24 protein-coding genes are annotated in these 26,906 nt (G+C 41.8%); 9 read left to right on the top strand and 15 right to left on the bottom strand.

The window, feature by feature from the left end:
* Nucleotides 1–67 precede the first annotated feature (67 nt).
* Nucleotides 68–1,216 carry a histidine decarboxylase gene (locus KTO63_RS01410; protein WP_217789330.1) on the bottom strand — a complete coding sequence of 383 codons (1,149 nt, stop codon included), beginning with the start codon at nt 1,214–1,216 and terminating at the stop codon, nt 68–70.
* 137 nt (nt 1,217–1,353) lie between these two features.
* Here KTO63_RS01410 and KTO63_RS01405 point away from each other — a divergent pair, with 137 nt between their 5' ends.
* The gene (locus KTO63_RS01405; RefSeq protein ID WP_217789329.1) at nt 1,354–1,815 is read left to right on the top strand and encodes an Lrp/AsnC family transcriptional regulator; all 462 of its coding nucleotides are present in this window, start codon (nt 1,354–1,356) and stop codon (nt 1,813–1,815) included.
* An 80-nt stretch (nt 1,816–1,895) separates the two neighbouring features.
* On the opposite strand, the gene KTO63_RS01400 is transcribed toward KTO63_RS01405, so the two are convergent.
* From KTO63_RS01400 to KTO63_RS01355, 10 genes are all read right to left on the bottom strand, one after another.
* Entirely contained in the window at nt 1,896–3,926 is a 2,031-nt protein-coding gene (locus tag KTO63_RS01400; RefSeq protein WP_217789328.1) for a M13 family metallopeptidase, read from the bottom strand.
* 256 nt (nt 3,927–4,182) lie between these two features.
* Nucleotides 4,183–4,575, bottom strand: a complete 393-nt coding sequence (locus KTO63_RS01395; RefSeq protein WP_217789327.1) for an Hsp20/alpha crystallin family protein — start codon at nt 4,573–4,575, stop codon at nt 4,183–4,185.
* Nucleotides 4,576–4,743: 168 nt separating this feature from the next.
* Nucleotides 4,744–6,510, bottom strand: a complete 1,767-nt coding sequence (locus KTO63_RS01390) for an ABC transporter ATP-binding protein (RefSeq protein WP_217789326.1) — start codon at nt 6,508–6,510, stop codon at nt 4,744–4,746.
* Nucleotides 6,511–6,602: 92 nt separating this feature from the next.
* On the bottom strand, nt 6,603–8,363 hold the full coding sequence (locus KTO63_RS01385) for an ABC transporter ATP-binding protein (protein ID WP_217789325.1): 1,761 nt from the start codon (nt 8,361–8,363) through the stop codon (nt 6,603–6,605).
* A gap of 750 nt (nt 8,364–9,113) precedes the next feature.
* Nucleotides 9,114–9,434, bottom strand: coding sequence for a hypothetical protein (locus KTO63_RS01380; RefSeq protein WP_217789324.1), 321 nt, complete (start codon nt 9,432–9,434; stop codon nt 9,114–9,116).
* Nucleotides 9,435–9,755: 321 nt separating this feature from the next.
* A complete protein-coding gene (locus KTO63_RS01375; protein ID WP_217789323.1) occupies nt 9,756–10,334 on the bottom strand; it encodes a chemotaxis protein CheB in 579 nt (192 codons plus the stop codon).
* The gene (locus KTO63_RS01370) at nt 10,316–11,143 is read right to left on the bottom strand and encodes a CheR family methyltransferase (RefSeq protein ID WP_232372980.1); all 828 of its coding nucleotides are present in this window, start codon (nt 11,141–11,143) and stop codon (nt 10,316–10,318) included. Before KTO63_RS01370 ends, KTO63_RS01375 begins: the two co-directional genes overlap by 19 nt.
* Before the next feature lie 10 nt (nt 11,144–11,153).
* Nucleotides 11,154–11,519 (bottom strand): response regulator, encoded by a 366-nt coding sequence (locus tag KTO63_RS01365; protein ID WP_217789322.1) that lies wholly within the window; start codon nt 11,517–11,519, stop codon nt 11,154–11,156.
* Between the two features lie 145 nt (nt 11,520–11,664).
* Nucleotides 11,665–15,282, bottom strand: a complete 3,618-nt coding sequence (locus KTO63_RS01360; protein WP_217789321.1) for a response regulator — start codon at nt 15,280–15,282, stop codon at nt 11,665–11,667.
* A 34-nt stretch (nt 15,283–15,316) separates the two neighbouring features.
* Nucleotides 15,317–16,915 carry a hybrid sensor histidine kinase/response regulator gene (locus tag KTO63_RS01355; protein ID WP_217789320.1) on the bottom strand — a complete coding sequence of 533 codons (1,599 nt, stop codon included), beginning with the start codon at nt 16,913–16,915 and terminating at the stop codon, nt 15,317–15,319.
* 282 nt (nt 16,916–17,197) lie between these two features.
* Here KTO63_RS01355 and KTO63_RS01350 point away from each other — a divergent pair, with 282 nt between their 5' ends.
* The 6 genes from KTO63_RS01350 to trhO all read left to right on the top strand — a co-directional run bounded on the left by KTO63_RS01350 (nt 17,198) and on the right by trhO (nt 20,705).
* Nucleotides 17,198–17,830: a DUF4142 domain-containing protein gene (locus KTO63_RS01350; protein ID WP_217789319.1), complete on the top strand. Its 633-nt coding sequence runs from the start codon at nt 17,198–17,200 to the stop codon at nt 17,828–17,830.
* A 3-nt stretch (nt 17,831–17,833) separates the two neighbouring features.
* A complete protein-coding gene (locus KTO63_RS01345; RefSeq protein WP_217789318.1) occupies nt 17,834–18,427 on the top strand; it encodes a hypothetical protein in 594 nt (197 codons plus the stop codon).
* 189 nt (nt 18,428–18,616) lie between these two features.
* Nucleotides 18,617–18,829: a hypothetical protein gene (locus KTO63_RS01340; protein ID WP_217789317.1), complete on the top strand. Its 213-nt coding sequence runs from the start codon at nt 18,617–18,619 to the stop codon at nt 18,827–18,829.
* 111 nt (nt 18,830–18,940) lie between these two features.
* A complete protein-coding gene (locus tag KTO63_RS01335) occupies nt 18,941–19,261 on the top strand; it encodes a hypothetical protein (RefSeq protein WP_217789316.1) in 321 nt (106 codons plus the stop codon).
* A complete protein-coding gene (locus KTO63_RS01330) occupies nt 19,261–19,533 on the top strand; it encodes a type II toxin-antitoxin system RelE family toxin (protein ID WP_217789315.1) in 273 nt (90 codons plus the stop codon). Before KTO63_RS01335 ends, KTO63_RS01330 begins: the two co-directional genes overlap by 1 nt.
* A gap of 134 nt (nt 19,534–19,667) precedes the next feature.
* Complete coding sequence (gene trhO / locus KTO63_RS01325) at nt 19,668–20,705, top strand: oxygen-dependent tRNA uridine(34) hydroxylase TrhO (RefSeq protein ID WP_217789314.1); 1,038 nt, start codon at nt 19,668–19,670, stop codon at nt 20,703–20,705.
* A 135-nt stretch (nt 20,706–20,840) separates the two neighbouring features.
* Here trhO and KTO63_RS01320 read toward each other — a convergent pair whose 3' ends face one another.
* The 3 genes from KTO63_RS01320 to KTO63_RS01310 all read right to left on the bottom strand — a co-directional run bounded on the left by KTO63_RS01320 (nt 20,841) and on the right by KTO63_RS01310 (nt 23,781).
* A complete protein-coding gene (locus KTO63_RS01320; RefSeq protein WP_217789313.1) occupies nt 20,841–22,031 on the bottom strand; it encodes a pyridoxal phosphate-dependent aminotransferase in 1,191 nt (396 codons plus the stop codon).
* A 227-nt stretch (nt 22,032–22,258) separates the two neighbouring features.
* Nucleotides 22,259–23,047, bottom strand: a complete 789-nt coding sequence (locus tag KTO63_RS01315) for a DUF4397 domain-containing protein (protein WP_217789312.1) — start codon at nt 23,045–23,047, stop codon at nt 22,259–22,261.
* Between the two features lie 53 nt (nt 23,048–23,100).
* Nucleotides 23,101–23,781, bottom strand: a complete 681-nt coding sequence (locus tag KTO63_RS01310; protein ID WP_217789311.1) for an ArsR/SmtB family transcription factor — start codon at nt 23,779–23,781, stop codon at nt 23,101–23,103.
* A 77-nt stretch (nt 23,782–23,858) separates the two neighbouring features.
* Here KTO63_RS01310 and KTO63_RS01305 point away from each other — a divergent pair, with 77 nt between their 5' ends.
* Complete coding sequence (locus KTO63_RS01305; protein ID WP_217789310.1) at nt 23,859–25,010, top strand: cytochrome P450; 1,152 nt, start codon at nt 23,859–23,861, stop codon at nt 25,008–25,010.
* Between the two features lie 14 nt (nt 25,011–25,024).
* Nucleotides 25,025–25,369 carry an antibiotic biosynthesis monooxygenase family protein gene (locus tag KTO63_RS01300; protein ID WP_217789309.1) on the top strand — a complete coding sequence of 115 codons (345 nt, stop codon included), beginning with the start codon at nt 25,025–25,027 and terminating at the stop codon, nt 25,367–25,369.
* A 201-nt stretch (nt 25,370–25,570) separates the two neighbouring features.
* On the opposite strand, the gene KTO63_RS01295 is transcribed toward KTO63_RS01300, so the two are convergent.
* Nucleotides 25,571–26,899, bottom strand: coding sequence for a serine hydrolase (locus KTO63_RS01295; protein WP_217789308.1), 1,329 nt, complete (start codon nt 26,897–26,899; stop codon nt 25,571–25,573).
* Nucleotides 26,900–26,906: the final 7 nt, after the last annotated feature.

Genomic DNA, 26,906 nt, shown 5'->3' with positions numbered 1-26,906 from the left:
AGGAATTAGTGGTGTGTGATATCGTAAAGATGTCGCACGGTTGCTTCTAATTCCTAACTCCAAATTTCTAATTGACTGAAATAGGAGCTACTCTGCTACCATAAAACTTCAACATATCTGCTAAAAATAAATCGATCTGTTCTTTTGTAACGCCGGGCATACAAATGATATGCGCCATGTTTCCTTGTGTTGCTATTTGCCATTTGGCAATTAATTCATCTGCAGGTTTGTCAATCACAACCGTGAGTGAGTTAGGATTCATCCATGCTTTCCAGCCCATCAGGTTTAATTTCCTCTTTGTATATTTTGCCAGTTCCATACCATGTTCTGCTCTTTGCAGGAAACCTTCTTTGCCCCATTTTTTAATGGCATACCAAAGGAACATTGGTGTGTGCCCGTTGCGTGAACCGGTAATTGTAGTATCAAGCGTGCCGATATAAGGAATGAGCTGGCCAATGCGCTCTTTGTAATTTTTCTTTACGATCACCACTCCGCATGGTATCGGAGAACCAATGAATTTGTGACCACTTATTGAAATGCTGTCAGCCCCATCTTTAAAATCAAACGGATGATGTGGCTCCACTAAAGCTGTGTAAGTGCCTGCCAGTGCAGCATCGGCGTGTACGTAGTGTTGGCGTATGGCCAATTTTTTCAGGATGTTTTTTATTGTCGCTACGTTGTCTTTTGCTTCTGTCATCGTAGTGCCGATGTTTGCAAAAACGATCGCAGGTCTGTGACGGTGTTGCGACATAACTTCTTCAAGATCTTCGTAATCCATCTCGTCATTTTCCTGGCATCTGATAGTAATGCTGTCGAGTTTTAAAAGGTGCAGGTTTTTTTGCACACTGTAATGAGTTGCTTCGGAGAAATAAACCATTGCATCCGGGTACAATTCGCGGGCAAGATAAAGTGCATATAGATTTCCCTCAGTTCCGCCGTTTGTTACATAGCCCCAATAATTATTTGCCGGTGCACGAAAGATGTCTGCAAAAAAATCTACCACTTCATTCTCTTCCTCTCTTGTGTTGATCACAGATGTTGATTCCACCTTAGGATCGCCGATGTTGTTAAGGCCATAAGCTATCAGGGGAAGAATTTCACTGTAATCGAAATCCCGGGCGAGGGGATAGCCGAGCATAGTTTCATTGGCACGGATTATTTTGCTCAGCTTGTCTTCAAATCTTCTGCGGTCGTTTTTGCTTAAACCTTGTGACATGTGGGGTACTTTTTCTTGATGCAAAAGTAGAACTCACTAGAGGCGTTCCTATGATTTTCGTCATATACAGGAATCTAATTCTGTTTTTGACTAATTTGCAGTGAAAATTACTGTTAGTAAGAAAAAATCAGTAAAATATGATTGCGCTTGATTTGATTGATATTAAGATTTTAAACATGCTTCAAAGAGATGCTAGTCTTAGTGCCAAGGCAATTGCCGATAAAATCGGGTTGTCTGTATCGCCAACATACGATCGTATCAACAAGCTCAAAGCAAATGGTGTTATAGAAAAAAACGTGACCTTATTGGACCGTGAAAAGATCGGCCTCGGCGTTGTTGCCTATTGCCACTTGTCGCTGAAAAGTCATTCTACGCAAACTTCATCAGCCTTTGAAGAGCAGATCACTGTTTTTGAAGAGATCATGGAAATTGTAAAACTGTCGGGTAACTACGACTACATGTTGAAGATTGTGACAAAGGATCTGTCCACTTATCACGATTTTATAGAAAGCAAACTGGCAAGGCTTTCCAATATTGCAAATTTGCAAACCTCGTTTGTAATGAAGGAGTTGAAGCGCGAAACAGCGTTTAAACTGTAGTTAGTGGAGAGTTGAGAATTGAGAGTGGAGAGTTATTAGTTAGACACTAATTCAACTCTCCATTCTCAACTAGTTAAAAACTACCAAATCTTAATTCTCTTATCTTCCGGTACAAACATTTTTTCTCCAGGCTGCACATTAAATGTTGTGTAGAAAGGAGTGAAGTTCATCAACGGTCCATTAACGCGGTACATCGCCGGTGAATGTGGATCGATGTTCACATACATTCTTTCGCTTTCCGGTTTCAGTTTAAATCTCCAGCATTGTGCAAACGAAACAAAGAATCTTTCATCAGGAGTAAGTCCGTCAATTCTCACTGTATCTTTTCCTTGGTTGGTTAATTTGAAGGCATCGTATGCAATAGCGATACCACCAATGTCTGCCATGTTTTCGCCGGTTGTCAATTTACCCTGAAGATGTATGGTATCCTGTATGGTAAAACTATCGTACAGCGTATTTACCAGATCTGCTTTCGCTTTGAATTTTGGCGCATCGTCTTTTGCCCACCAGTTGCGCATATTGCCATCTTTGTCATACTGTGCACCCTGATCATCGAAGCCATGCGTCATTTCGTGTCCGATCACCATGCCGATGCCGCCGTAATTGATCGCATCGTCTGCCTGCGGATCAAAGAAAGGAAACTGCAAAATGCCGGCAGGGAAAACAATCTCGTTAAAAGTAGGGTTGTAGTACGCGTTAACAGTTGGTGGCGTCATTGCCCATTCCGTTCTGTCAACAGGTTTACCCACTTTGCTCAATTGATATTGATATTCATTTTTACCGCAGGAAACAAGGTTCTCAAAGTATTTTGACTTGTCAATGTTTACTTTGCTGTAATCTCTCCATTTATCTGGATAGCCTATTTTTTTCAGGAATGCGTGCAGTTTTTCTTTTGCCACAGTTTTAGTGCTGTCACTCATCCAGTCAAGTTTATTGATGCGGTTTTCAAACGCAATCTGCAGGTTGTTCACCAGTTCAAGCATGCGTTTTTTGTCGGCTTCCGTAAAATATTTTTTCACGTACAGTTCACCCAATGCTTCGCCAAGATTTCCATCAAGGTTTCGGATCATTCTTTCCCAGCGCGGCTTCATTGCCTGCTGGCCGGTTAATGCTTTTACGTAAGCAAATCTTGCGTTTACAAAAGCACTACTCAATGCAGGTGCAGCATTTTCTATCACGTGAAACTGGAAGTAAGCTTTCCATGCGTCGATTGGCGCGGACGTCAGCAATTGGTCAACTGCTTTAAAGAATGCGGGCTGTTGCACATTTACTGAATCTGTTTTTACGCCCATATCTGTCAATGTTGTCTCCCACGCAAAAGCAGGCTCCATTTTGTTGAGGTCCTTTACGGCAAACTTGTTGTAATTGGCTTGGGGATCGCGTAGTTCGATGGCCGTGCGGTGGCTTGCTGCCATTTTCTTTTCAAGATCATATACCGCGTTCATTTTCTTGTTTGCTGTTAGCGAATCATCGCCGGTGAGTGCAAATGTTTTTGCCATGAAAGTTTTATAGGCACTTACAACCTCCTGCGTTGCTGCGTCTGTTTTGAAGTAATAATCCCTCTCAGGCAAACCCAATCCACCCTGGGAATAAACGGCAATGTTCATTGAACTGTTCTTATCATCAGCACCAAAGCCTTGATTAAACAGTAAATTATTGTTCAGCGTGTGTTGTTCAGCAACAAACTTCATAATGTCTTTTGCGCCAGTAAGTGAGAAAACCTGTTGCAGCGTTGGCTTTACAGGATCATAACCGCGGCCTTCGATGGTTGTGGAATCCATTCCTGATAAATAGAAGTCGCCCACTTTCTGTTCTATCGATCCTTCTTTTTGCTTGCCGTCAGCAACGCTGGCAACTATCTCCTTTAATCGGTCCCTTTTTCTGTTTTCAACGTCAAGAAACCCTCCAACACCCGTTTCTGTGCCGGGGATTGTTGCAGTGTCCTGCCATTTACCATTTATAAATCTGTAAAAGTTATCGCCCGGTTTAGTGGCAGAATCCATGTACCGAAAATTGATCAGACTCTTTGCTACCGGTTTATCGGGTGTTTGGCATGCAGTTAGTGCACTTATTGTGATCAAAGAACCGACCACGAAGTTGCTTCGTTTCATGTTGGCTTTAATTTAGAGGTTCAAAATAGAAAAACCTTTTTTAGAAATAAAGCCGTTGGTGTAAATAGTGCGTCAGGTTATCTTGTTCGCAATTCAAAATTGAAAGTTGAGAGTTGAGAATGGAGAGTTGAGAGTTATGAGTTGGTAGCGCGTCTCAAGTTTCTAAACTTTCATTCTCAACTCTCCATTCTCAACTCTCAACTAAAAACAAAAGGCTGCCCGTTAAGACAGCCCGTTTGTTGATTCATCGATTGTGCTAATTGACCGCTATATTGTGCTTTGATTCCTCTTTTCCCGGAATGATTGGCAGGCTTACTTCCAATACACCATCCACATATTTCGCGGTGATGTTGCCTGCGTCAATGGTTTCATCGAGTTGGAACGTTCTTACAAAACCTCCGCGGCTGTATTCGCGTCTGATCCATTCCGGCCTTGGAAAACCTTCTGGCGGCGTGTAAGAAATGGTAAGTTCATTACCCTTTACATCCAGTTTAAAATGTTCTTTGATGCGGCCCGGTGCAAACACGAGCATTTCAAAGCTGTTGGCTGTTCTGTAAATGTTTACAGCAGCCCTTTCCATCGAACGGTTGAACAGTCTTTCCCTGCCCCCGTAATTGCCTTTTGCGGCGCATGACTGATTGTAGTACATGTTGTCAATTTTTAAATGAAAAAATAAATACCTGATTAGGTAGACGAATGAGCGGGGAAAATATTTTAAGAACGCCTAATGCTTAACGCAAAACGCCTAACGCGGGAGTGTTCCATTTGCGTTAGGCGTTCAGCGTTAAGCTTTGGGCGTTATGCGTTCAGCGTTAAACTAGCTTTCTCTTTTATTATGCATCAACATTTCCATCGCGTCGTTCAGTGAGCCGGCCCGGATGACCTGGCCACTGTTGACGAAGTATATCTCGTCTGCATTGGCGATGGTGTTGAGCCTGTGTGCAATGATCACACGGGTTGTAGATGCGGGAAGTTTTTGTAAAATATCTTCCAGCAATTGTTCTGTAATGGTATCGATATTGGCTGTTGCTTCATCCAGAATTAATATTGCAGGGTTGCGCAAAACCGCACGTATAAAGGCGATCAGCTGTTTTTGACCAAGACTCAAACTGTCGCTGCCGGTTTTAAGCGGTGTATCCAAACCTTTTTCAAAACGATTGAGCAATTGTTCCAGTCCCGCTTGTTTCAGTTCTTCCGTCAACGCTTCGTTTGAGTATGATGCATATTTCTCATTGCCGTACAAAATGTTTTCTTTGATCGTTCCGGTAAATAAGAATGGTTCTTGTAAAATGAAACCGATCTTGTTCGTCCGTTCTGTTGCTTCGTAAGAACGGATATCTTTCCCGTCCAGGTAAATGGTGCCACTTGTAGCATCGTACAGCCTGGCGATCAAAGAAGCGGTTGTGGTTTTGCCGCCACCAGTTGGTCCTACCAATGCATATGTTTTCCCTTTCTCCAGTTTGAAATTGATGTTGTGAATCACCTCTTTGCCATCAGGATAACTGAAATGAACATCTTTAAATTCTAACAGAGAGTTGCTTTTGTTTGCGGCGTTATCCGGTATCGTTTCAAGATTGGTTTGCAGTGCCAGTATCTGCGAAATTCTGTCCCAGCCCGCCATTGCCACCTGGAAGTTTGCCCACAGTGCAGCCAATTGTCTGAGCGGGTTGTAAAAGTTTGTAACGTAAGCCAGGAAACTGATCAACAAACCAACCGTAAATGCTCCGGATGCAATCATATAAATGCCCAACGATAAAACCACCAATTGCCCAAGGTTGGAGGTAAAGCTAAACACCGGCATAAACAGGTTATTTGCAAGCCCCGCGCTAACTGCCGTTGTGTATTGTTCTTTGTTTGCTTCGTTGAAACGCTGCCTGAAATAATCGCGCCTGTTAAATGCGATGATCACCTTAAAGTTGTTCAAACTCTCCTGGATCTCGGAACTCATGTTGCCAAGACTTTTCATGTTGATGGCATTTCTGCTTTTAACCCATGGCGAAATGGTACGCGTAAAAATGAAAAGTAATAAAGCCGGGCAAAGCGCCGCTGCTCCCAGCTTAAAGTTGATGGACAAAAGAAAAATACCGGCACCCGTCATGATGAACAAACTGCCTACAAACTGCATCAGGGATTGTGAAAAAAATTGGTTGAGTTTGTCCGTATCGTTGTTTACCCTTGAAATAAGATCACCTGCTTTGTTCTGATTAAAAAATGCAACAGGAAGTTCCTGAAGCTTGTTAAACACTGCATTACGCAATTGAAACAACATGCGTTGGCCAAAACCGCCCATTAATTTGCTTTGCACATAGCTTGAAACAAAAGCAAAAAGATAAATAGACAGCAACACGCCTGAAAAAACAAGCACGCCGTGGAATTGCTTTGTTTGAACATATTTATCAATCGTGTGACCAATGATCAATGGGCCAACAAGATTGAGTGATGAATTTATAATGATGGCAAAGAAAGCCATGATCAGCGTCTTTCTTTCGTTCGACATCATCGCCAGCAATTTTTTCAATGCTTTATAAGTAGCATTTTTTTGCTTCGGCGCGGTGGTGGATGTATTGAGAAGATTATAGTTCATTGTCTTGAATGGTGAAAGGTGAAACGTGAATTGGTTGTCGCAAAACGCAAGTGGAGATTAGTGAATGGAGAGTCGAATTGACGATTCACCTTTCACGATTCACCATTGACGAGCGCTGGCTGTTCGTAAACATTAGTGCTTTTCTGCGATTCATAAATTTGTACATATTCCGGACTGCTGTGCATTAGTTCTTCGTGTACGCCGGATGCAATAACTTCTCCTTCCATTAATAAAATGATCTGGTCGTAATCTTTCACTGCATCTATTTTTTGTGTAACAGACACGAGCGTAAGACCCGGATAATTTTTGCGCAAATTGTTCAATATCCTTTTTTCCGTATTTGAATCGACGCGTGCTGTGAAATCATCCAGTAATAAAATGGTTGGATTGATGGCGAGTGCACGGGCAAGCATTATTCGCTGCTTTTGGCCGCCTGATAAACTCGTTCCTCTTTCCGAAACAACCGCATCAAGCTGACCGGGCAAGGAGTCGATGAAATTTTTCAACTCCGCTGTTTCAATTGCTTTTTCCAGCGCCTCATCCGTTACCGTATTGCTGAATGCGATGTTTTCCCTGATGCTCATGTTGAAAATGATGCTATCCTGGAACACAAATCCAACCTGGCTGTAAAATTTTTCCTTTTTGTAGTCGTCAACGGGAATATTGTCGAAAGTAATTTGTCCTTCGTTTGCTTTGATCAAGGCTGTAAGCAGATAGAGCAATTGTGTTTTGCCCGCAGCAGTTGGCCCAATGATGGCGGTTCTGCTGCCCGGCTGTACTTCCAGTGAAACATCCTTTAAAGCTGGCTTCTCCCCATAAGTAAGCATCACATTTTTTAATGTAATTTCTCCGCTTAAAGGAGTGGTAACGGTGCCTGTGTCTTCAGTATCTGGAGAGTTGAGTGTTTCAGCAATGCGGCCATACGATGCGGACGCTTGTGCAATAACATTGCTCATAAATCCAATCACAAGGATCGGGAAAATGAGCAGCGAAAGATAGCCGTTGAATGCGGCGAAATTACCGAGCGTCATGGAACCATTAATTACAAAATGACCGCCCAACACAAGAATGGTAAGCATTGCAAGGTTGGCAACAAACGTGATCACAGGGATCAAACCGGCAAACATCCGTAGAATGCTCATGCCCAGATCGCGGGCCTCTCCATTGGCCTCAATGAATTTTTCGTACTCGGGTTGCTGTGAGTTTAAAACCCTGATCAACGCCGCGCCCAAAATACTTTCATTGATCACCTTATTCAGCTTGTCGATAACCTGCCTGCTTTTCATGAATATGGGACGCACTTTTTTCAATACAAAGAAGAAGGCGCCTCCAATAATAGGAATGATCATCAGCACCGCCAGCGCCAGTTTCCAGTTGATCATGATTAATAAGATGCTTGCTCCCACAATAATTACGATCGAGGATGCAATGGAAACAATAGCCTGCGACACAAACATTTTAATAGAATCTATATCTGAAGTCAGGTTGGTAAGCAGTTTGGCAGGATTGGTTTCCTGTATGTAAACATGGCTCTGCCTCGATATGCGATCGGAGAGTTTTTCACGCATGTCCCTCGCCACTTTTTCGGACGTGTAGGTCTGAACGATTGTTTGCAGGTAGTTGAAAAAGAAGATCAGCAATGCGGCTGCGCCAAACATGAAGATCAGGTTTTTCATCACCAGTGCGTTATGCGTATAGTCATCTATTCCTTTGGAAATCAGCCTTGGTATGATGAGGTTGATACCATTGCTTAGCAGGGCAAGAAAAATCAAAAGGAAGATCATGCGCCTGTATGGCGTCAGTATTTTGAAAATATTTGGTTTCGCTGGTGCTTTTTGAGATTCTTTTTTCATGGCTGTTTGGGCTCAATAAATCAGTTTGTTAAATGCTAAACGCTTAACGCCAAACGCTTAATGTGAAAACGCTGAACGCAAAGCGCAACGCTCAGACGACTGCGTTAGGCATTAGGCGTTGAGCGTTAAACATGGTAGACGGTTTAGTCAGGGAAATATTTTACAAGTATAGAGCTTTTTGTAAAAATGGCTGATGGGAAATGTACAGAGGGTAAATGGGGAGCCGCGGCCTCAAATATGCTGTATAAAACACTTTTTCCGACAAAAAACAGAAAAAAATAGGGGTGAAAAAATCGTTGGGCATTATTTAAAAAATCGATGGAATGCTTTGTGGTAGCCGATGTTAACATTTTTTTTAGTGTTTTGGCATAATGAAATCAATCATTAATTGTCTTGCATACCCTTAATCCGCATAGTACTTTTGATATATCAAAGCGAGAATGATACAGAAGATAGGATAGAGGACGAAGGAAAATCAGGAAATCGCTTAAACAAACAAGATTTTTAGAACTCTTTTTCATATGGCAAGCAATCGTTAGAGGCCATCTGTTTCTACAGTGTGGCTTTTTTTGTGCCCATACGTTTCTGCAATCACATTAAATATTATAATCTGAAACCTCATTGAATATAAAACCCGGCTTTTGGCCGGGCTTTTTTTTGCCTAAAGCTAAACGCTAAATGCTTAACACCTAATGCACAACGCAAAACACATAGTTTCCGCGCTGTGCGTTAGGCGTTAAGCGTTAGGCATTAGTTGCTTTTTTGTGCATCGTGTTTCTGCTTATAAATCGCTTTGCTGGTTTTGTTTTCTTCTCGGTTCAACTTTGCTTTTTCTTTCTTGGTAACAACTCCATCTGCTTTGGCTGTTTTTTTGTCGGCCTGAATTTTAGCTTCCCGGTTTTCAAGTCTTGCTGTTTCTTTTGCATTCAGCTGGCCGGAATCTATTCCTCTTGCAATTCTTTCCTGTTGGTTATGCTGGCGTTTGTTTATTTCAGGCGTTTTTGTTTGTGCGAATGTTACGCTTGTCATGGCGATCATTGCTAAGGCGAGTGTTAGCGCTTTAATTTTCATGTGTACGGTTTTTAAAAAATTGTAAATGTTATTTCAATCTGAGACGATATTTTTTTTGCCAGGTTTAAAAGCAGTTAAAAATTATATCACAGAAAGGGCGACTAACGTAGTCGCCAGATCGAATGTTGCCTCGTATTTTTTAATGAATGGTTAATGAGGGATTTTATCTCCTTGTGCCCATTGGCTAAAGCCAACGGCAATGAATCAGGTCTGAAATGCAGGAAGAAGAGAAACGTGTTTTTGTAATAAATAAGAGTATTGCACATACTTCATTGCCGTTGGTTTCAACCAATGGACAAAAGAAACAATAAATAGCAAAAATCAAACAATGTTATTGATGTAATCCTTGATCTGCTCCGCAGTCAAAATGTGATCAATCGCTACATGGTCAATTGCATATTGTGGCATATAGGGGACCTCTGCAGTTGAGGGATCCTGCGCAATACAAATGCCGTTGTTTTGTTTAATGGCCCCCAGTCCATCAGCGCCGTCAGCGTTTGCCCCGGATAATAAGATGCCCGTTAAATGCGGGCCATACACTTCCGAGGCAGATTCAAACGTGACGTCTATGCTTGGGCGACTGTAGTTTATTTTTTCTGAAACATCGAGTGAAAAAGTGCAATCTTTTTCTATGAGTAAATGATAATCAGCTGGAGCAATGTAGATGCACCCTGCCACTATCATTTCTTTTTCTTCTGCTTCCTTCACTTTAAGTTTTGTTTTCACGGTAAGCAAGTCTACGAGAATAGTGTCGCTCGATGATTTGCGATGGAGCACCATGATGATGGCGGCATTTATTTGTTGCAGCCCCGGTACAATTTTTAAAATGATATCCAGGCTGCCGGCCGAGCCACCGATGATAACAATATTTTCGGCGGGTTTTATCTTGTTTTCCTCCATATTTTTTCTTTGTTGGCCAATTGTTTGTATTTCCTGGCAACGGGCGAAAATTTAAGATTCTCCTTTGCGCCCAACGCAAGAAAACCAAGGTTTTCAAGGCTTTCATCAAAAAGTGCAAGCGCTTTGTCCTGAAGCGGTTTGTCAAAATAAATTAAGACGTTTCTGCAAAGAATAAGTTGAAACTCGTTAAAAGAGCGGTCCGACACCAGATTGTGTGTTGAAACGATCATCTTCTTTTGGAGGTTCTCATCAAATTTTGCGAGATCATATTTCGCCCGGTAGTATTTTGAAAATTCATTTCTGCCCCCGGAAAGAATATAGTTCTCGGAGTACTGTTTCATTTGACTCAATGGGAAAATGCCTTTCTTCAACCGTTCTAAAACAGAGGGATTGAGATCGGTGGCGTAAAGCAATGACTTCTGCAGCAGGTTTGCTTCTTCCAGCATAATGGCCATCGAGTATACTTCCTCACCGGTGGAGCAACCTGCGTGCCATATGCGAATCAAAGGTTTCGTTGCAAGTACGGGCAATACCTCTTCTTTTAGTGTTTTGTAAAACGATGGGTCGCGAAACATTTCTGTTACGTTCACCGTAATTTCTTCTACAAAGCGGCTGAAATAAGCTGCGTCATTTTTTATCCGGTACCTGAATTCAGCGAAGCTTGGAAATTTATCAAGCATGTAAATCCTGTTAAGCCTTCTTTTCAGGGAAGCCTTTGAGTAATCAGTAAAATCATATCCGTAAATACTCAAAATGTCGCTGATCAACAGTTCCATTTCGCCATCACTAACCATTTGAGTTTCCAGCATCTCCTCTGTATTAAATATATTTTTTTAACAAGGTTACCAGCACATCCACATTGATCGGTTTAGACACGTAGTCATTGGCGCCCGCTGCCAGGCAACGTTCGCGGTCGCCCACCATTGCCTGTGCAGTTACAGCAATTATGGGAGTGGCTATATGCTTTTCCATTTTGCGGATAATGGGAATTGCCTCATAGCCATCTATTTCCGGCATCATCATATCCAGTAGAACAGTTTTAATATTGCCGGTTCCGGTAAGTATCGCGAGTGCTTCTTTTACGTCCGGTGCTGAAATGCAGTAGTAGCCTTTTGCACGAAGCACTGCTGTTAAAGCAAATACGTTGCGGGCATCATCGTCGACTATTAATATTTTTGGTTGCATTGGCTGTTAAAGATTGATGTGTTCGATGTTCAGTGTACGAAGTACGATGTGCGGTGTACCACATTTTTTATAGTCTTGTACTATGATGTATTTCGTACATCGTACTTCTAACATCCTACATCTAAAAATTTATACCACTCTCACGTTATTTTCCACTATCATATAACCAAACTCTCAGCAACGACAATAGCTGATCAATATCAACAGGCTTGGTAATATAATCTGAGGCGCCCGCTGCAATGCATTTTTCCCGGTCGCCGGTCATTGCTTTCGCGGTAACTGCAATTACAGGAAGATTGCGGAACTTTGGGTTTGCCTTGATTCGCTTTGTACTTTCATACCCATCCATTTCAGGCATCATCATATCCATTAGCACAATATCAATTTGCGGATTAGCCTCCAATTGTTTCAATGCTTCGTTGCCGTCAATTGCGGAGATCACATGCATGTTAAAATTTTCCAGCGACTTTGTTAGCGAGTAAATGTTGCGAACATCATCATCAGCGATCAGTACCGTTTTATCTTTTAATACATCATGCAGCAGACTAAGATTTTTGTATTGCTTGGCGCCTTGCGTTTCTTTCTTTTCTTCTACCAAATGAAGGAACAACGACACTTCATCCAGAATGCGCTGATAGGAGTGGGCGGTTTTGATCACAATAGAATCCGCATATTTCTTAATGCGCAGCTCTTCGCCTTTGGATAAACTTTTGCCAGTGAAAATGATGATGGGCGTGTTTTCCAGGCCAGGTGATTGTTTTACCTGCTCCAGGGTTTCATATGCTTTCTGATCAGGAACGCCCATGTCGAGAATGACGCAATTCACTTCTTTTTCTTTTAGCGCATTCACACTATCATTCACATTGGTCTTGATTTCTGCGCTTACGTTAAATGTTTCAAGGAAGTAAGCCAGCGCTTTTGCATGCTTCGGATTCTCTTCCACGATCAGCACCTTACGAGGGTTCTTGTTTAGCACATGCTCTATCTTCTGGAAGATCTCCTGTATCTGTTCAAACGCAACAGGTTTGTTGATAAAGTCAATCGCACCCTTGGAAATGCTTTTGTTTTTTACTTCGTAAGATGACATGATGTGAACAGGGATGTGCCTTGTTGCAGGATCGCTTTTCAAATCTTCCATCACTTCCCAGCCGTCTTTTACGGGTAGTTGTATATCCAGCAGAATGCCCGTTGGTTGCAGGTTTTGCGCCAGCTCAACGCCTTCGTCGCCACGCACCGCTACCACGCCCTTGTAGCCCTTTTTGCGAGTGAATTCCAAAAGCGATTTGGCAAAGTTGGTATCATCTTCTACAATGAGAATCACTTTGTCGTTTGGTTTGAGCGCCGCCCTGTCATCCGGAATGTCTTGTGGAATAACATCGGCAATAAAGCGCTGGGCTTTTACTTTGCTGATGGTTTCTTCCAATATCGAAGTTTCATTTGGTTGTTGAGATTCTCCAACTGCGGGGATGTCTGTGGCCTGCAACACCTCCCTGGCGTTATTTGAAAGTGGGAGATAAACACGAAACTCACTGCCTTGGTCCGGTTCGCTATCGAGTTGAATTTCTCCGCCCAATAGTTTCGCCAGTTCCCGGCTGATAGAAAGACCAAGGCCAGTGCCACCATATTTGCGTCGCGTTGATCCATCGGCTTGTTGGAAAGCTTCGAAGATCAATTGCTGTTTGTCTTTTGAAATGCCTATGCCCGTGTCTTTCACACTGAACACGATGACATCTTTGTTTTCGCTGTCGGTAAATATTTTTAACTGAATATATCCTTGCGATGTAAACTTAAGCGAGTTGGAAATAAGGTTTTTCAATATCTGCTCGAGGCGCATTTTATCTGTCTCAATGACCTGCGGCGCTTTCGGCGAGAAGGTTGCTTCAAACGAAACGTTTTTTTCCTTGGCTACTGGGCCAAACAATGACTGTAGCTCAGCTACCATATCCCTGATGTTGACAGGGCTGTATTGCAGTTCCATCTTGCCGGCTTCAATCTTAGACAGGTCAAGGATTTCATCAATGAGTGACAATAAACCGTTTCCTGAACTTAAAATCACTTTTGCATATTCTATCTGTTCATTGCTTAAATTCTTTTCGTTGTTTTCCGACATCAACCTTGACAAAAGCAGAATGGAATTCAGCGGTGTGCGCAACTCGTGCGACATGTTTGCAAGGAATTCAGATTTGTATTTTGTGCTCAGTGCAAGCTCTTCTGCTTTGCGTTGTATTTCCACATTTCTTTCATGTATCTGCTGATTGCGCTCTTCAAGCATACGTGATCTTTCCTCAAGCTCCTGGTTGGCTTCGAGCAATTCTTCCTGCTGCACTTTCAATTCTTCTTCAGATGCCTGTAGTTTCTCTGCCTGCGCTTCAAGCTCGGTGTTCATGTTTTCAAGCTCGTTGTGCTGCGCTTGCAGTTCTTCTGATTGAGCCTGTGTTTCTTCGAGCAGTTCCTGCAGTTTTCTTCTGTTTTCAACGGCATTTAATATTACCCCGATGTTGTGTGCAGACGCTTGAAGGAAGTTGACATCAATGGGAGTATAAGTTTTCAAGGCTGCGAGTTCGATTACAGCAACTATTTTCCTTTCATAAAAAACTGGTATTGCTATAACGTTCTGCGGTTTTGCTGCGCCCGTTGCGTAGCTGATGACAATGTTGTCTGCAGGCACATTTGTAAGAAGAATTTCTTTTCCACTTAGAGCTGCCTGGCCGGAAATACCTTCCCCGAATTCAAGTGTTTTTCTGTAAGCGCTGTCAAAGGCATATCCATTTTTAAAAACAAGTCTGTTATCGGGTTCAACCACATAAAAAGCACCAACTGTACTGTTGGTATAGTTTGCAACGAATTCAATTATATTGTAGGTGAGCACATTTAAATCATACTCGCCAAGCATTTTATCAGAAAGCTTTACCACGCCTGTCTGGGTCCATTCCTTTTCTGAAAGCAGGTTGAAGGAATATTGTAGCGATTCCGCCATTTTGTTGAGTGAAAAAGACAAGTTGCCGAGACCGTCCGCGCCCGTGTCCTGCACGCGAACATCGTAATCGCCTTTAGAAATGGTATTGGCAACATTGTGTATAATGTCGATGCGCCTTTGGATGTCCTCGTCTTTATCTTCCAGGTCCTTTTGCAATTTCGCCCGCTTGTCAAAGTCATTAATGATTCGTACGGAAGAAACGATGGTAATAATGAACGACAATATTGCCGTTATAAGAATGAGTGCCGGCGTGATACCCACGAACTTGTTCATCTGGCCCACACGCTCATCCAATAATCTTTTCTCGCGGTTAATCATTAACGCAGTGATGTCTCTGGCCTCGTCCATGTATAATTTGCCTGTATCCAGGCCATTCAAATCAATGGAATTATGATCTCTCTTTGCCTGGATCATCGATTCAAGCCGGGTGAACCGTTTGGTGATAATATCATGCAGCTGTTCGCAGCTCTTTGTTTGTTCAGGATTATCGGCGGTTAAATCTTTTACAATTTGCAGAGACCTCAAGGCACTGTCATATGCACCATTATAAGGTTCCAGAAAGGCCTCTTTGCCTGTTAAGAGAAAGCCGCGCTGGCCACTTTCTGCATCCTTTAAAAGCGAAAGTGTTCTTTCAACTCTTTCCAGCACCTGGTTGGTGTGGTTTACCCACTTGGCACTGCTTATAAGGTTTTGAATGCTATTATAAGAAGCAACAGTACTGATGATGAGCAATAACAATGAAAAACCAAAACTCAAATAAAGATTTCGTTTAAAAGAGGATTTCATTTCTGATTTCAAGTATATATGTTTTTTAAGTTTTTTAATGAGATGTGGCAAAGCTTTGTATTGCCGTGTTTTGCATAAGTGGCAGTTTAATAATAAAGCAGCTTCCTTTGCCTTCAGCACTTCTTGCGGTTATACTACCATTATGCGTTTCAATAATCTTTTTTACAATGGCAAGGCCAATGCCGGTTCCTTCGTATTCTTCTTTTGAATTCAATCGTTGAAAAATCGTAAAGATCTTGTCCAGATAGGCTTCATTGAAGCCAATTCCGTTGTCGGATATTTCTATTTTACAAACGGCTACATTGCTAGTGCTATAACCGTCATGCTCATACGAATTTTCGATGTGCGCATGAACATTTACTTCGGGCACAACATCTTTCTTCGAAAACTTAAGAGCATTGCTTAAAATATTTTGGAACACCTGGCGCATTTGTGCAGCATTGGCTTCTATATCCGGAATTTGATCTACGTGGATCACCGCTTTTTTCTCCGTTATCAGCAGTTCCATGTCGCTCAGAATATCCTGTATGATCTCATTGAGATTTGTTTTCTCAAAACCTGCGCCGATCGAGAGTTTTGAGTATTCCAAAACATCGGTGATCAGGTTTTTCATTCTCTCAGAAGATAAAATGATACGGTTCATGTACGAGGAAGCTTCGGAGCCATTTTCAAGATAACGAGTCCTTACGAGGTCGCTGAAGAACTGAATTTTTCTTAGCGGTTCTTTCAGATCATGTGACGCGATATAGGCAAATTGTTGTAGTTCATGATTCGAGGTTTCGAGGGCGCTATTAATTTTTCGAAGTTGTTCCGTTCGCTCAATTACTCTCTGCTCCAGCAATTGCGTGGCCATTTTTTGTTCATGAATATCTGTAAGAATGCACACCCATTTTGTAATAACGTCATTCTTTTTTACCGGCGTCATCGTTAGCGTGTGATACCTGTACTCCGTATCGTGCAAGGCTTTGATGCTTAGTTCAAAAGAATTTTGCCTTTTTGAGTCGATCGTTTTTTGTATGCATTGGTCCAGCGTCAGTTCCCCCGGCAGTGTTTCGGGCGATATTTCTTTTGTATAGCTGTACAAATACCATTTTTGATTGATGAATTCAATCTTGCCTTCGGCAGTTGTTGTGAATGCTATGTGAGGAATGGATTCCAGTATGGAGCGCAATTCATCAACACTTTGCGAAAGATTATTTTCAGCCTGTTTCCTGTATTCAATTTCTTCTTTTAAAGTTCTTTGCGCGGCATTCAGCTCGTTGGTTTGTGTTTGAAGCTTGTAAAATGTTTTGACTTTGAGCATCAAAATATCAGGATCAAAAGGCTTCGCGATGTAATCAATGCCGCCTGAAGTATAGCCTTTGGTAACGAATTTTTTTTCCGTATTAACTGCTGAAAGAAAAATGATGGGAATGTCTCTTGATTTGCTGTAGCCTTTAATGGTTTCCGCTACTTCAAAGCCGTCCATGCCTGGCATTTGAACATCCAGGATAATGAGCTCGTATTTATTTTTTAGAATCTTTTTTAAAGCCTCTTCGCCGGATTCGGCAGTGTCAACTTCAAATTGATTAAGGGACAGGATCTTCTTAAGGGAAAACAGGTTTTCCTGCCGGTCATCTACTATTAAAATCATGGTTGGTAATGGGTAATTGTAGCAATATATAAGTTTTTACCTCAACTCGCGACTAAAAAATGTAATAATGGCGTGGTATAAAATTTGCATATACGGTTCATTTTAAATGATTTCCGGCACTTAACCAATTAGAAAAAGCGCCCGGTTTAGTTGCATAAAAAGCATGCCTCAGAAGGCATTTGCAATGCGAAGCCAAAATGAACTGTTGCCTTTTTTGCGCTTAATAATCTTCTTCGCTCAGGAATGATTCTTTTGTTAGATAGTAAAACAAAGAACCTTGTTATGAAAATCTTATATCTATGCATAGTCGCTGGCGGGCTTTTCGCCGCCTGTGGAAATCACAATCCGAGCGGCGACGTTACCAAAACCCAGAAAGAAAAACAGAAGCTGATCGGCGATACTTCTGATCTCTCAAACGAAGGAGTGGGCTCAACAGGAAGCGCAACTTCAGGCATACAATCTGGCAACGGAAATGACACCGGAAAAGGAAACAGTTCCCACAGTTCCGATTTTTATAGGACTGCCATTGAAGGAAATTTGGCGGAGATAAAAATGGCAAAGCTCGCGCTAAATAAAAGCTCCAATTCCGACATAAAACAGGTTGCCAATCGTCTCATAAAAGATCATAGCAATTTTTTGAAGCAGCTTAAAGTCATTGCCGATAGTTCTGCAAAAGCGGATACTTCTATTTCAACAGATGCGGCAACGGCACTCAAAGATCTTTCTTCTGCTTCGGGAAATGTTTTTGATAACAAATGGCTGAGTGTGATGATTGTAAATCACGACAAGACAATTGGTCTGTTTGAATCTACTTTGCCAACTGCCGACGATAAAATGAAAAACTTTCTGGAAGCAACACTTCCTCTCGTAAAGGATCACAAAAAAATGTTGGTAAACATTAAGCAAAAAAGTTAGGACATGACAAACGAAAAAGATATACCCGAGCAAACCAAAGGCTCGTCAAAAGACATTCAGGAAGTGGCACATTGTAAAACGGCTGATGAAGCACAATGGTTGTTTAACCAGGGCAGGTATAAATTACTGAATGTAAATAACTGGAACGAATGGTGTGGCAACGATGGCGCGGATTTTTGTCTGATGGATGAAACCGGTGAACACCTTGAAGGGGTTGCGAATGAGGGAGATTTTATTCGCATAGATATCCCCGGGCCAGGCTCAAACGAGGGCTCAGGATATGATTGGGTGAAGATTGTTGACATTAAAGACCGCGAGGGGATATTTACAATGACGGTAAAACCCGCCAGCGATCCCAATGCAGAAACGGAAGACACTGCTCATTTCTTTGACAAAGATGCTTCGAGTACGTTTGAAGTAAGTCTTCATGATAATGATGTGCTGGCAGCCGTTCATGGAAGAAATGAAAAACCTAATACAGAGGTCCAAAACTTCTTTGATAAAATAAGAAATTTTATTGTGGGCAAAACTGCTATTGCAGGTTTTGCCAATCTCCAATGGAGCAGGTTGGTGAAAGGGGTGTTGGATAAAGATTAGCGATGTGCGATGTACGATGGACGAAAGTCATTCGGGCGCGGCGCCCCGATATATCTCGTAAATCGTACTTCGAACCTCTTACATTTTCTTCAAACTCACTGATTTTCATTTTTCTAACATGAAAATTTGGTTTTTTCAAAAAAGCGCCTAGTTTTGCGTCCGGTTTTAACAATCCTTAAAAAAATAACAATGAAAAAATTTTTCGCTATCCTTGCTATCGCAGGTGCTATGACCGCTTGTAACAATTCTGCTTCTACAGAAACTAAAGCTGCTGATTCTACAGTAAAAGCTACTGATTCTGCAGTTACTGCAGTTGCTGACAGCGCTAAAGCTACTATCGATTCTACTGCTAAAGCTGCAGTTGACACAGTTAAAGCTAAAGTTGACTCTTTGAAAAAATAAGTTCAGCTTATAAGATATAAAAGGTCCCTCCGCTTGCGGAGGGATTTTTTATTTATAGAGGATTAGATGTGTAATTATAATTACGTAAGTTTGTAATTATAAATTCTGGTTATGATTGCAGCAGTCGAAAATTATAAAACCCTGAAAGCCAGCCTTGCCCATTTAATCGATATCAGTGGCTATCGCAATGATTATGTTGCAAAAAAAATAGGAATGCGCCCTCCTCACTTCTCTGTTAAGAAAACAAAAGGAAATTGGACAGAAGAAGAAGTTGAAAAGATTGTCGCCGTGCTTACTCACGTTAATGAGGAAGTGAACGATTTTATCTTGAGCGAGATAATGGATAAAAGGCTGAATGACAAAGACAAAGAACCTGTTATGACCTATGATGAATACAAGACCGAATTAAAAAAAATATTTGGTAAGGAATAATGGAAGTATTCATCGAGCGCAGTTATCTTAAAGATTTAAAAAGTGTACCCCAGTATATAATAGAGCAAGCTGATGCGGTAATTGAGAAGTTAAAGAATGCTGACTCTCTGAATACTAGTGGAGTGGATTATAAGTTAATGCAAGGCTGCAAAGACAAAAGCTATTACAGGGTTCGTGTCGGTGATTATAGGATCGGTCTCAAATATGTAAAACCTACCATTGTTATTATTACCATTCTAAAGCGAGGAGATATCTACAAGTACTTCCCTTAGCGAAAACAATAACTGCTTGTTGTGAAGGCCTAAAAGACATAATTTTGCCGCGAAAATGAAATTTGGTTCACCCTGCAAGTGTCCAATCATTTATTAAAAGATTATCCCGTAAAGCGGGATTCAAATTTCGAATTATGGCAGTATTACACAATCGCGTCTCACAAAAAGAGCTGAAGGAACAGCTATTGAAAGAAACGGAATCCCGTACTACAATTTCCTTTTACAATTATTTCCATATTGGTGACCCGAAAGCATTTCGCGATGAAATGTACAAAGCCCTGCATACGCTGAAGGTTTTTGGTCGCATTTATGTGGCACATGAAGGCATCAATGCCCAAATAAGCGTGCCAACGGACAATCTCGATGCGTTTACAAATTATCTGTATTCAATTGAACCACTCAAAGGGTTGCGCTTGAACCTCGCGGTAGATGATCACGGTAAATCATTCTGGGTACTAAAGATCAAAGTGCGCGACAAGATCGTTGCAGACGGCATCAACGACGCTGCTTTTGATATGAGGAACAAAGGGAGGTATGTGAATGCCGAGCAGTTTAACGAACTGACGAAGGACCCCGAGACGATTGTGATCGACATGCGCAATCACTATGAATACGAGGTGGGGCATTTTGAAAATGCCATCGAAATTCCCAGCGATACATTTCGTGAACAACTCCCGATGGCGGTTGACATGATGAAGGAGAACAAGGATAAAAACATCATCATGTACTGCACCGGCGGCATACGTTGCGAGAAAGCTAGTGCGTATATGCTACACAGTGGGTTTAAGAACGTTTTTCATTTGGAAGGTGGCATTATTAACTACGCCAATAAAATAAAAGAAGACGGACTTGAGAATAAATTCCTTGGTAAGAACTTTGTGTTTGACGACAGGCTGGGAGAAAGGATCGGCGATGAGATTATTGCCAAATGTCACCAGTGCGGCAAACCTTGTGATACACACGTGAACTGCGCAAATGACGGTTGCCACCTGCTTTTCATTCAATGCGAAGAGTGTGCGGCGAAATACGATAAATGCTGCAGCAAAGAATGCCAGGATTTTATTCATCTGCCAATAGAAGAACAAAAAGAGCTGCGCAAAGGCGTTGACAAGGGGCGGAATATTTTTAATAAGTCGAGAGCGAGGTTGAGACCGAAGTTAGGGGAGAGTTGAGAATGGAGAATGGAGAGTTAATTTATTGCCGGGTTCATATAAAAAAAGCAGTCACCAAAAATGACTGCTTTTAATTTATGTGCGATTGAAAGACGTAAGATCGAGGTTGTATAACTCTCCACTCTCAATTCTCAACTAGTGCAACTTAGCCAACGCGTCCTTAATTCTCGCATACGCTTTCTCAATATTCGGTAAGCTGTTTGCAAAAGAAAGACGGATACAATCTGGTTCGCCGAACGCACTACCGGTAACGGTTGTAACATGCGCTTTGTTTAAAAGGTACATGCAAAGCTCATCAGCATTGTTGATGGTTTCTTCACCGTCGGTTTTGCCAAAATATGTTTTTACAACAGGGAACACATAGAAAGCGCCGTCCGGTACTACGCATTTAACGCCAGGCAACTCTTTCAACAGTTCCAATACACGTTGTTTTCTTTTTTCAAATTCTTTACCCATCTCAACGGTTGGTTTCAAATCTGCTGTCAAAGCGATGATACCACCGCGTTGCGTTACAGCATTGATACCACTGGTAAACTGACCCTGCAATTTTTCGCAACCTTTCACCAGGTCCGCGTTACCGGCAAGGTAACCAAGACGGTAACCGGTCATTGCATAACCTTTACTTAAACCGTGAATGATTGCCACGCGATCCTTCAATTCAGGGAATTGCGCAATGCTTTCATGTTTGCCAACATAGTTGGTGTATTCATAAATCTCATCGCTCATGATAGCGACGTTAGGGTGCTTTTTGAAAACTTCAGCCAAAGCAGTCAGTTCTTCTTTGCTGTAAACAGACCCTGTTGGGTTGTTTGGCGAAGAGAACATGAACAATTTTGTTTTTGGAGTGATCGCTGCTTCCAGTTCTGCCGGAGTGATTTTGTAGCGATTTTCAAAACTCGTTCTTACCAATACTACTTTACCCTGGCAAAGTTTAACGATCTCAGAGTAAGTAACCCAATAAGGAGTTGGAATGATCACCTCATCATCCTTATCGATCAGCGCCATGATAAGGTTTGCAATGCTGTGTTTTGCACCGTTTGAAACGATGATGTTCTCTGGTTTGTAATCCAGGTTGTTATCGCGTTTCAATTTTGTGCAGATCGCCTGCTTCAAATCAGGGTAGCCCGATACCGGGGTATAGTGAGAGAAATTTTCATCGATCGCCTTATGCAAAGCTTCCTTTATATGCTCAGGTGTGTCAAAATCCGGTTCACCTACGCTAAGGTCAATAACATCAACGCCCTGAGCCCTAAGTTCTCTGCCCAGTTTGGCCATTTTTAGTGTTTCCGGCTCATTAAAGCGAGCAAGTCTTGAAGATAATTGCATAATGGATATAAATATTTTTGGTGAGCAAAATTAAAGGAATCGCCGTTTTAATAAAAAATAAAACAAGGTTTAAGTGGGAAATTTAGATAATATTTAGCGGGAATGGTCAGTCGTCAATCGTGAATCGTCAATTGTGAATTGGTTTTTTGTTCATTTCTCCAAAGTTATTCGCTCTTCATGTGTTTTGTGGCGACTTGCATTCACGATTCCCGATTTACCTTTCACGCCTAGTAATTCTTCATCACTTTTATGGTTGGCTTATACAAAGTTGGATCTGTAAAATTGTTGTAATAGTAGGAGCCAACCGCGACAAAGGAATAGTGGGAGCGTAGGTTAATCGCTACTTTTTGGCTGCTGTCAACAAGTTCATTATTGTGATAGACATGGATGTGGTACGCTGTATCCTGGTACACTATTGTATTAAAACCACTGTAGTCAATATCATCAACACCCGCGTAGGCACGCGACAATTGATTGGGCTTATTGGAAGAATTCGTGAGCCACTTCGTTAGGTTCACCGTGTCAGGTCTGTTTCCTATTAGCAAGTGGCGAATCAGGTATACCGTAAGCGAATCCTTATCCGTCCCCTTCACAAAATTGAAAAAACGAACCTTGGCAGCTGTGTCGACCAGTTGAGGTAAATCCTGTACCACATATAATGTAGTTGTTGGCACCGAGTCAAACAGAAAGAAACTGAATGCAGAAGCGGTACCGAAAACGAAATTGCTTTTGGTTAATAGATTGCTGTCGGGGTATCCTGCCGGGCTAAGTTTAATATTGCTAAATCCTGGTGTGAATAAAGTGTAGGGATTAGCAGTGTCGCCGGAAAATTTCCCAAAACTAACGGGCTGTGTGGTAATAAGCTTGCCGCTTACACTGACATCTACAGGAATTCCATTAAGCACAAAATTGCCCACTGTTAATTTGGCTTGAGAACCCTCCGAAACCTGGTCCGTTTCCTTATTGCAGGAACAGATTATAATACCTACCAAAAGAATAGAAAAAAGCGACTTCATGGCTGCAAGTTATGGCTATTATGCATTCGATGAATTGAAAAAGCGATCCGCATTTACACTTTCATGTTAAAGTAATCAAGAAAAGCTTTTTGCCCCCTGGCTGTTACGATAATTGCTCTTGATTCTCTTGTTCTTCTTATCCAATTGCAGCTCAGCATTTTATTTAATAGTGCTGCCCCAAGAGACCCGGCCATATGATACTTCCGCTCACTCCAGTCAAGACATGGTTTTGCGAAAAAGCGCCTGCTTTGACGCAGCGTTTCTAAGTCAATTTCCATTTTCTTAAAAAAGTCGGTTCCTTTTCTGGTGACGGAAAACTCATCGCCATCCTGCCTGATCATTTTCGTTTCCAGCAATTTTTCTGTCAGGCTCACGCCCACTTTTCCTGCGAGATGATCATAACAGGTGCGGCAATATTTGATTGGTGAAATAGCCGTTTCGTTTTTTTGTGAGGCCTTCATTCCTGCCGGAATTAAATTGCTCATGGCCTCAATTACATAGGCAACTTCATCTCTTGCGAACGTGTAATATTTGTGTCGCCCCTGGGCCGCTACTTTTAAAAAATTGGCATTCACCAGCTTGGCCACATGCATACTTATGTTTTGCGGAGATGTATCTGCCATGATCGCCAATTCTGTAGCTGTGTAGGCTTTGCCGTCCAATAAAGCCCACAGGATCTTTGCCCTCACCGGATCTCCGATCAACGAAGAAACCACCACAATTTGTTCTTCCATTGTACAATCACATTTAAGTGTAGAATGAAGTGTTCCTGATAAACTTATATCATTTTTGCGAAAGAAAAAACTTCATCATGGTCAACACCTTGCAGCCGCAATCGCAACTAGCTGATCCATATTCGTTATATGAAGAATGCCTTTTGCATCATCCTGTATATTGGGACGACGCGAATAAAATTTGGGCAGTGTATTCCTACGAACATTGCCTGAAAATATTAAGTGATAAAAACGCACAAATACCACCAGTAAAGCATTTCAGTATAGATGCCACAATTGACACCATTTCAGTGAACCTTGTGCGGTTAAGCAATCCACCTAATCATCAGGCGTTGAAAGCTGTCGCATTTTTTCTGTTTGATAAACTGAAAAATGTTCAGATCCCAGAAATACTTTTTTCCGGAATAGAAAAAATAAAAGATCAGCATACGGTTGATTGGGCCGTAGCCAGTAGAAAACTTTTTCCAACTCTCATTGTAAAAGGATTTGATTTTCCTGAAGAAGATGGAACATTTCTTGTTGAAAATGTTTTGTCGCTAGTGAAACTAATGGGTGGTTTGAATGATGAAAAGAGTTTCGAATTTGCTTCGACGATTATAAACGAAGCGTACGAAATTATTAATCGTTATTTCGCGGAAAAGCTGCTTACCAGGCAAGAAGTAAGACATCTTGCATCGGTCAGCCTGGTTGATGAGAAAGACATACTTACAATGCTAACGAGTAATTTTATCGGGTTGCTCATTCAGAGCTACGATGCCGGCAGAGGATTGCTGGCAAATGGTTTGGTGCAATTGCTGCGGTATAAAAATGAGGGTGGCGAAATGACTGCCGATGAAAATTTTTACAGGAAAATCATCATCGAAACATTGCGATTTGATCCGCCGGTGCATAACACAAGGCGTGTTGCAATGGCGGATATTTTAATAGGAGAGACGACGATTAAGAAAGGAGAAACAATACTGCTTGTGCTCGCCGCCGCCAACAGAGATGCCGCTAAATTTCTTCAACCCAATGTCTTTGATATCAATAGGTCGAACAACGAACATTTGACTTTTGGTGCAGGCGGACATGCATGTTTGGCAAAACATTATTGTATTGATATGGCGGCAAAAAATCTCGATTTGCTCCTTGCCAAATATCCGTCCTTAAAGTTGTTACAGCCAACACTTCGATATGAGCCTTTGATCAATGTGAGAATTCCGGAAAGCCTGTTCATTAAACTTCAGTAAACAAATCAAATATTATGATAGCAGTAATTTTCGAAGTAGTTCCAAATGAAAATGAAAAGGACGAATACCTTGCAATAGCCTCATCGTTAAAACCACTGCTGGCGGATATTCCGGGCTTTATTTCCATCGAAAGATTTCAAAGCCTTGCCGATCCGCAAAAGTTATTGTCGCTTTCATTTTGGGAAAATGAAGAAGCAATAAAAGAGTGGCGAAATGTCGAGGCCCATCGACATGCACAATCAGAAGGGCGCTCGCATATTTTCAAAGACTACCACCTCCGCATAGCCGAAGTTAAACGCGACTACGGCATGTTCAGCAGAGAAGAATCCCCAGCGGACAGCAAGGCGTTTCACGCATGAGGTTTCACGCAAAGGCACAAAGGGAAAACAAAGGACGCAAAGATTTCACGCAAAGGCGCTCTCACGTTTTTAGGTTGCAGTAATTATATCCGTGATCTCAGGTAAAAGACCGCTGCATTGTAGCTCCGCCGGTTTCGCTGCGAGAAACAAACTCCCTTTGCGCCCTTTGTTTTCCCTTTGTGCCTTTGCGTGAAATTGACGCTATTTGTCGTATGTTATTTTGAAGTTGGAGAGATCCGGTGCGTGCTTTCTTTTGCGTTGGAGTTCGTAGTTGTAGAAAACTTCACCGAGATGCTTTAAATATGGATAACCAACCGTGTCGTAGTCATAGTGATCGTCGTTCATCACGCCGTCGCTGTTGCAATAGATTGTGGCGCTTAGCATGAATTCTATGTTGTTCTCAAAGTCTGCGATGTACGCAATATCCGTAAGAAACCCATACGCATCGCCTTCCTTATTAAATATGCGGATCTGCTTTGGCAACGTGCCTTTCCCGCTGCCATACTTTAAGAGTTTTACGTACGCATCATAAAATTCAGTCGTGTCATACTGCGGAAAAGTCGTTTCGCCCGGAAATTGCGACATGTATTTTTTTACAAGTGCATAATCTTCCTCCGTTAGATTGAACCGCTGGTTTGGAGCAACTTCTTGCGGAAAAAGAATGCTTTTGAGAATATTGGTAAGATCCTGCAGGCTTATTTTGTTTTTGCGGGAAAAATTCATCGGTTGGTTGATCAACTCTCCATTTTTGTAATAAGCGTTCGCAACAGAATCATGTCGGTCAGGGTAAACGAAATTGCTTCTTTGCAGCGGTTGGGAATACAAAACGTTATTAGCAGAGTCTAAAAACTTGACAGGATTGGTATTTCTGTGCTGCTCCTCGTTCATTGAGACTTCCAGGCGGTGAACAATGCAGGGACTATTGTAGCCCATCCCATGCAGATGATCGTTGATGTATTCCTGGCCCAGAAATTCATACAATCGGTTATAAGCGTCGTTGTCACTCACCAGGAATATCTTTCGAACATAGTTGGCAATTGTTGGCCGGCCATCCGGAGTATTGGGATCATTGTAAACCGGTGTTTCACCTTCGAAACCAGTTTCGGTAATAAAGCTGGTATTTTTATCCACACCTTTAATATTTAGCTCGTTGAGTTTTTGGAGCGCCAAAAGTGCAACAGGCATTTTTACTGTCGACGCAGGGTAGAAGTAATTGTCGGCATTTACGTTAAAATAGTGGCTGACAAACGATGGCTGGTTTTTCTTATTTCTGTCAATGGCAGTATAAATGATCTGGAGCTTGAGATCTTTCCTTTTTGCGAGAATAGAATCAAAATATTGTGGATAAGCCTTTAATATATTTTCAATTAATTTATCTGAAGAGTTTGAGACATCGTTTCCGGTTTCATTAACCTGGCTACTGTCTGCCGCCGGCGGGTTTACTTCAATAGATTGTGCTTTTTTGGCATGACCACAGGCGCAGAAAAAAGCCAATGCGGCCACCGGATAAATTTTAAGAATCGGGTGCATTTTGTTG

This window comes from Pinibacter aurantiacus (assembly GCF_019130065.1).
GTDB lineage: Bacteria > Bacteroidota > Bacteroidia > Chitinophagales > Chitinophagaceae > Pinibacter > Pinibacter aurantiacus.
The sequence above is the reverse complement of the archived record's forward strand: the minus strand, read 5'-3'. Positions and strand labels throughout refer to the sequence as shown.

What these genes read in the sequence shown, in the direction of transcription:
- KTO63_RS01295 (WP_217789308.1), bottom strand. Translation starts at nt 26,899, where the DNA reads ATGCACCCGATTCTTAAAATTTATCCGGTGGCCGCATTGGCTTTTTTC.
- KTO63_RS01320 (WP_217789313.1), bottom strand. Translation starts at nt 22,031, where the DNA reads ATGCAATTATCTTCAAGACTTGCTCGCTTTAATGAGCCGGAAACACTA.
- KTO63_RS01370 (WP_232372980.1), bottom strand. Translation starts at nt 11,143, where the DNA reads ATGCTGGAAACTCAAATGGTTAGTGATGGCGAAATGGAACTGTTGATC.
- KTO63_RS01360 (WP_217789321.1), bottom strand. Translation starts at nt 15,282, where the DNA reads ATGAAATCCTCTTTTAAACGAAATCTTTATTTGAGTTTTGGTTTTTCA.
- KTO63_RS01340 (WP_217789317.1), top strand. Translation starts at nt 18,617, where the DNA reads ATGAAAAAATTTTTCGCTATCCTTGCTATCGCAGGTGCTATGACCGCT.
- KTO63_RS01365 (WP_217789322.1), bottom strand. Translation starts at nt 11,519, where the DNA reads ATGCAACCAAAAATATTAATAGTCGACGATGATGCCCGCAACGTATTT.
- KTO63_RS01310 (WP_217789311.1), bottom strand. Translation starts at nt 23,781, where the DNA reads ATGGAAGAACAAATTGTGGTGGTTTCTTCGTTGATCGGAGATCCGGTG.
- KTO63_RS01355 (WP_217789320.1), bottom strand. Translation starts at nt 16,915, where the DNA reads ATGATTTTAATAGTAGATGACCGGCAGGAAAACCTGTTTTCCCTTAAG.
- KTO63_RS01345 (WP_217789318.1), top strand. Translation starts at nt 17,834, where the DNA reads ATGACAAACGAAAAAGATATACCCGAGCAAACCAAAGGCTCGTCAAAA.
- KTO63_RS01300 (WP_217789309.1), top strand. Translation starts at nt 25,025, where the DNA reads ATGATAGCAGTAATTTTCGAAGTAGTTCCAAATGAAAATGAAAAGGAC.
- KTO63_RS01350 (WP_217789319.1), top strand. Translation starts at nt 17,198, where the DNA reads ATGAAAATCTTATATCTATGCATAGTCGCTGGCGGGCTTTTCGCCGCC.
- KTO63_RS01305 (WP_217789310.1), top strand. Translation starts at nt 23,859, where the DNA reads ATGGTCAACACCTTGCAGCCGCAATCGCAACTAGCTGATCCATATTCG.
- KTO63_RS01410 (WP_217789330.1), bottom strand. Translation starts at nt 1,216, where the DNA reads ATGTCACAAGGTTTAAGCAAAAACGACCGCAGAAGATTTGAAGACAAG.
- trhO (WP_217789314.1), top strand. Translation starts at nt 19,668, where the DNA reads ATGGCAGTATTACACAATCGCGTCTCACAAAAAGAGCTGAAGGAACAG.
- KTO63_RS01400 (WP_217789328.1), bottom strand. Translation starts at nt 3,926, where the DNA reads ATGAAACGAAGCAACTTCGTGGTCGGTTCTTTGATCACAATAAGTGCA.
- KTO63_RS01375 (WP_217789323.1), bottom strand. Translation starts at nt 10,334, where the DNA reads ATGGAGGAAAACAAGATAAAACCCGCCGAAAATATTGTTATCATCGGT.
- KTO63_RS01335 (WP_217789316.1), top strand. Translation starts at nt 18,941, where the DNA reads ATGATTGCAGCAGTCGAAAATTATAAAACCCTGAAAGCCAGCCTTGCC.
- KTO63_RS01315 (WP_217789312.1), bottom strand. Translation starts at nt 23,047, where the DNA reads ATGAAGTCGCTTTTTTCTATTCTTTTGGTAGGTATTATAATCTGTTCC.
- KTO63_RS01405 (WP_217789329.1), top strand. Translation starts at nt 1,354, where the DNA reads ATGATTGCGCTTGATTTGATTGATATTAAGATTTTAAACATGCTTCAA.
- KTO63_RS01390 (WP_217789326.1), bottom strand. Translation starts at nt 6,510, where the DNA reads ATGAACTATAATCTTCTCAATACATCCACCACCGCGCCGAAGCAAAAA.
- KTO63_RS01385 (WP_217789325.1), bottom strand. Translation starts at nt 8,363, where the DNA reads ATGAAAAAAGAATCTCAAAAAGCACCAGCGAAACCAAATATTTTCAAA.
- KTO63_RS01330 (WP_217789315.1), top strand. Translation starts at nt 19,261, where the DNA reads ATGGAAGTATTCATCGAGCGCAGTTATCTTAAAGATTTAAAAAGTGTA.
- KTO63_RS01380 (WP_217789324.1), bottom strand. Translation starts at nt 9,434, where the DNA reads ATGAAAATTAAAGCGCTAACACTCGCCTTAGCAATGATCGCCATGACA.
- KTO63_RS01395 (WP_217789327.1), bottom strand. Translation starts at nt 4,575, where the DNA reads ATGTACTACAATCAGTCATGCGCCGCAAAAGGCAATTACGGGGGCAGG.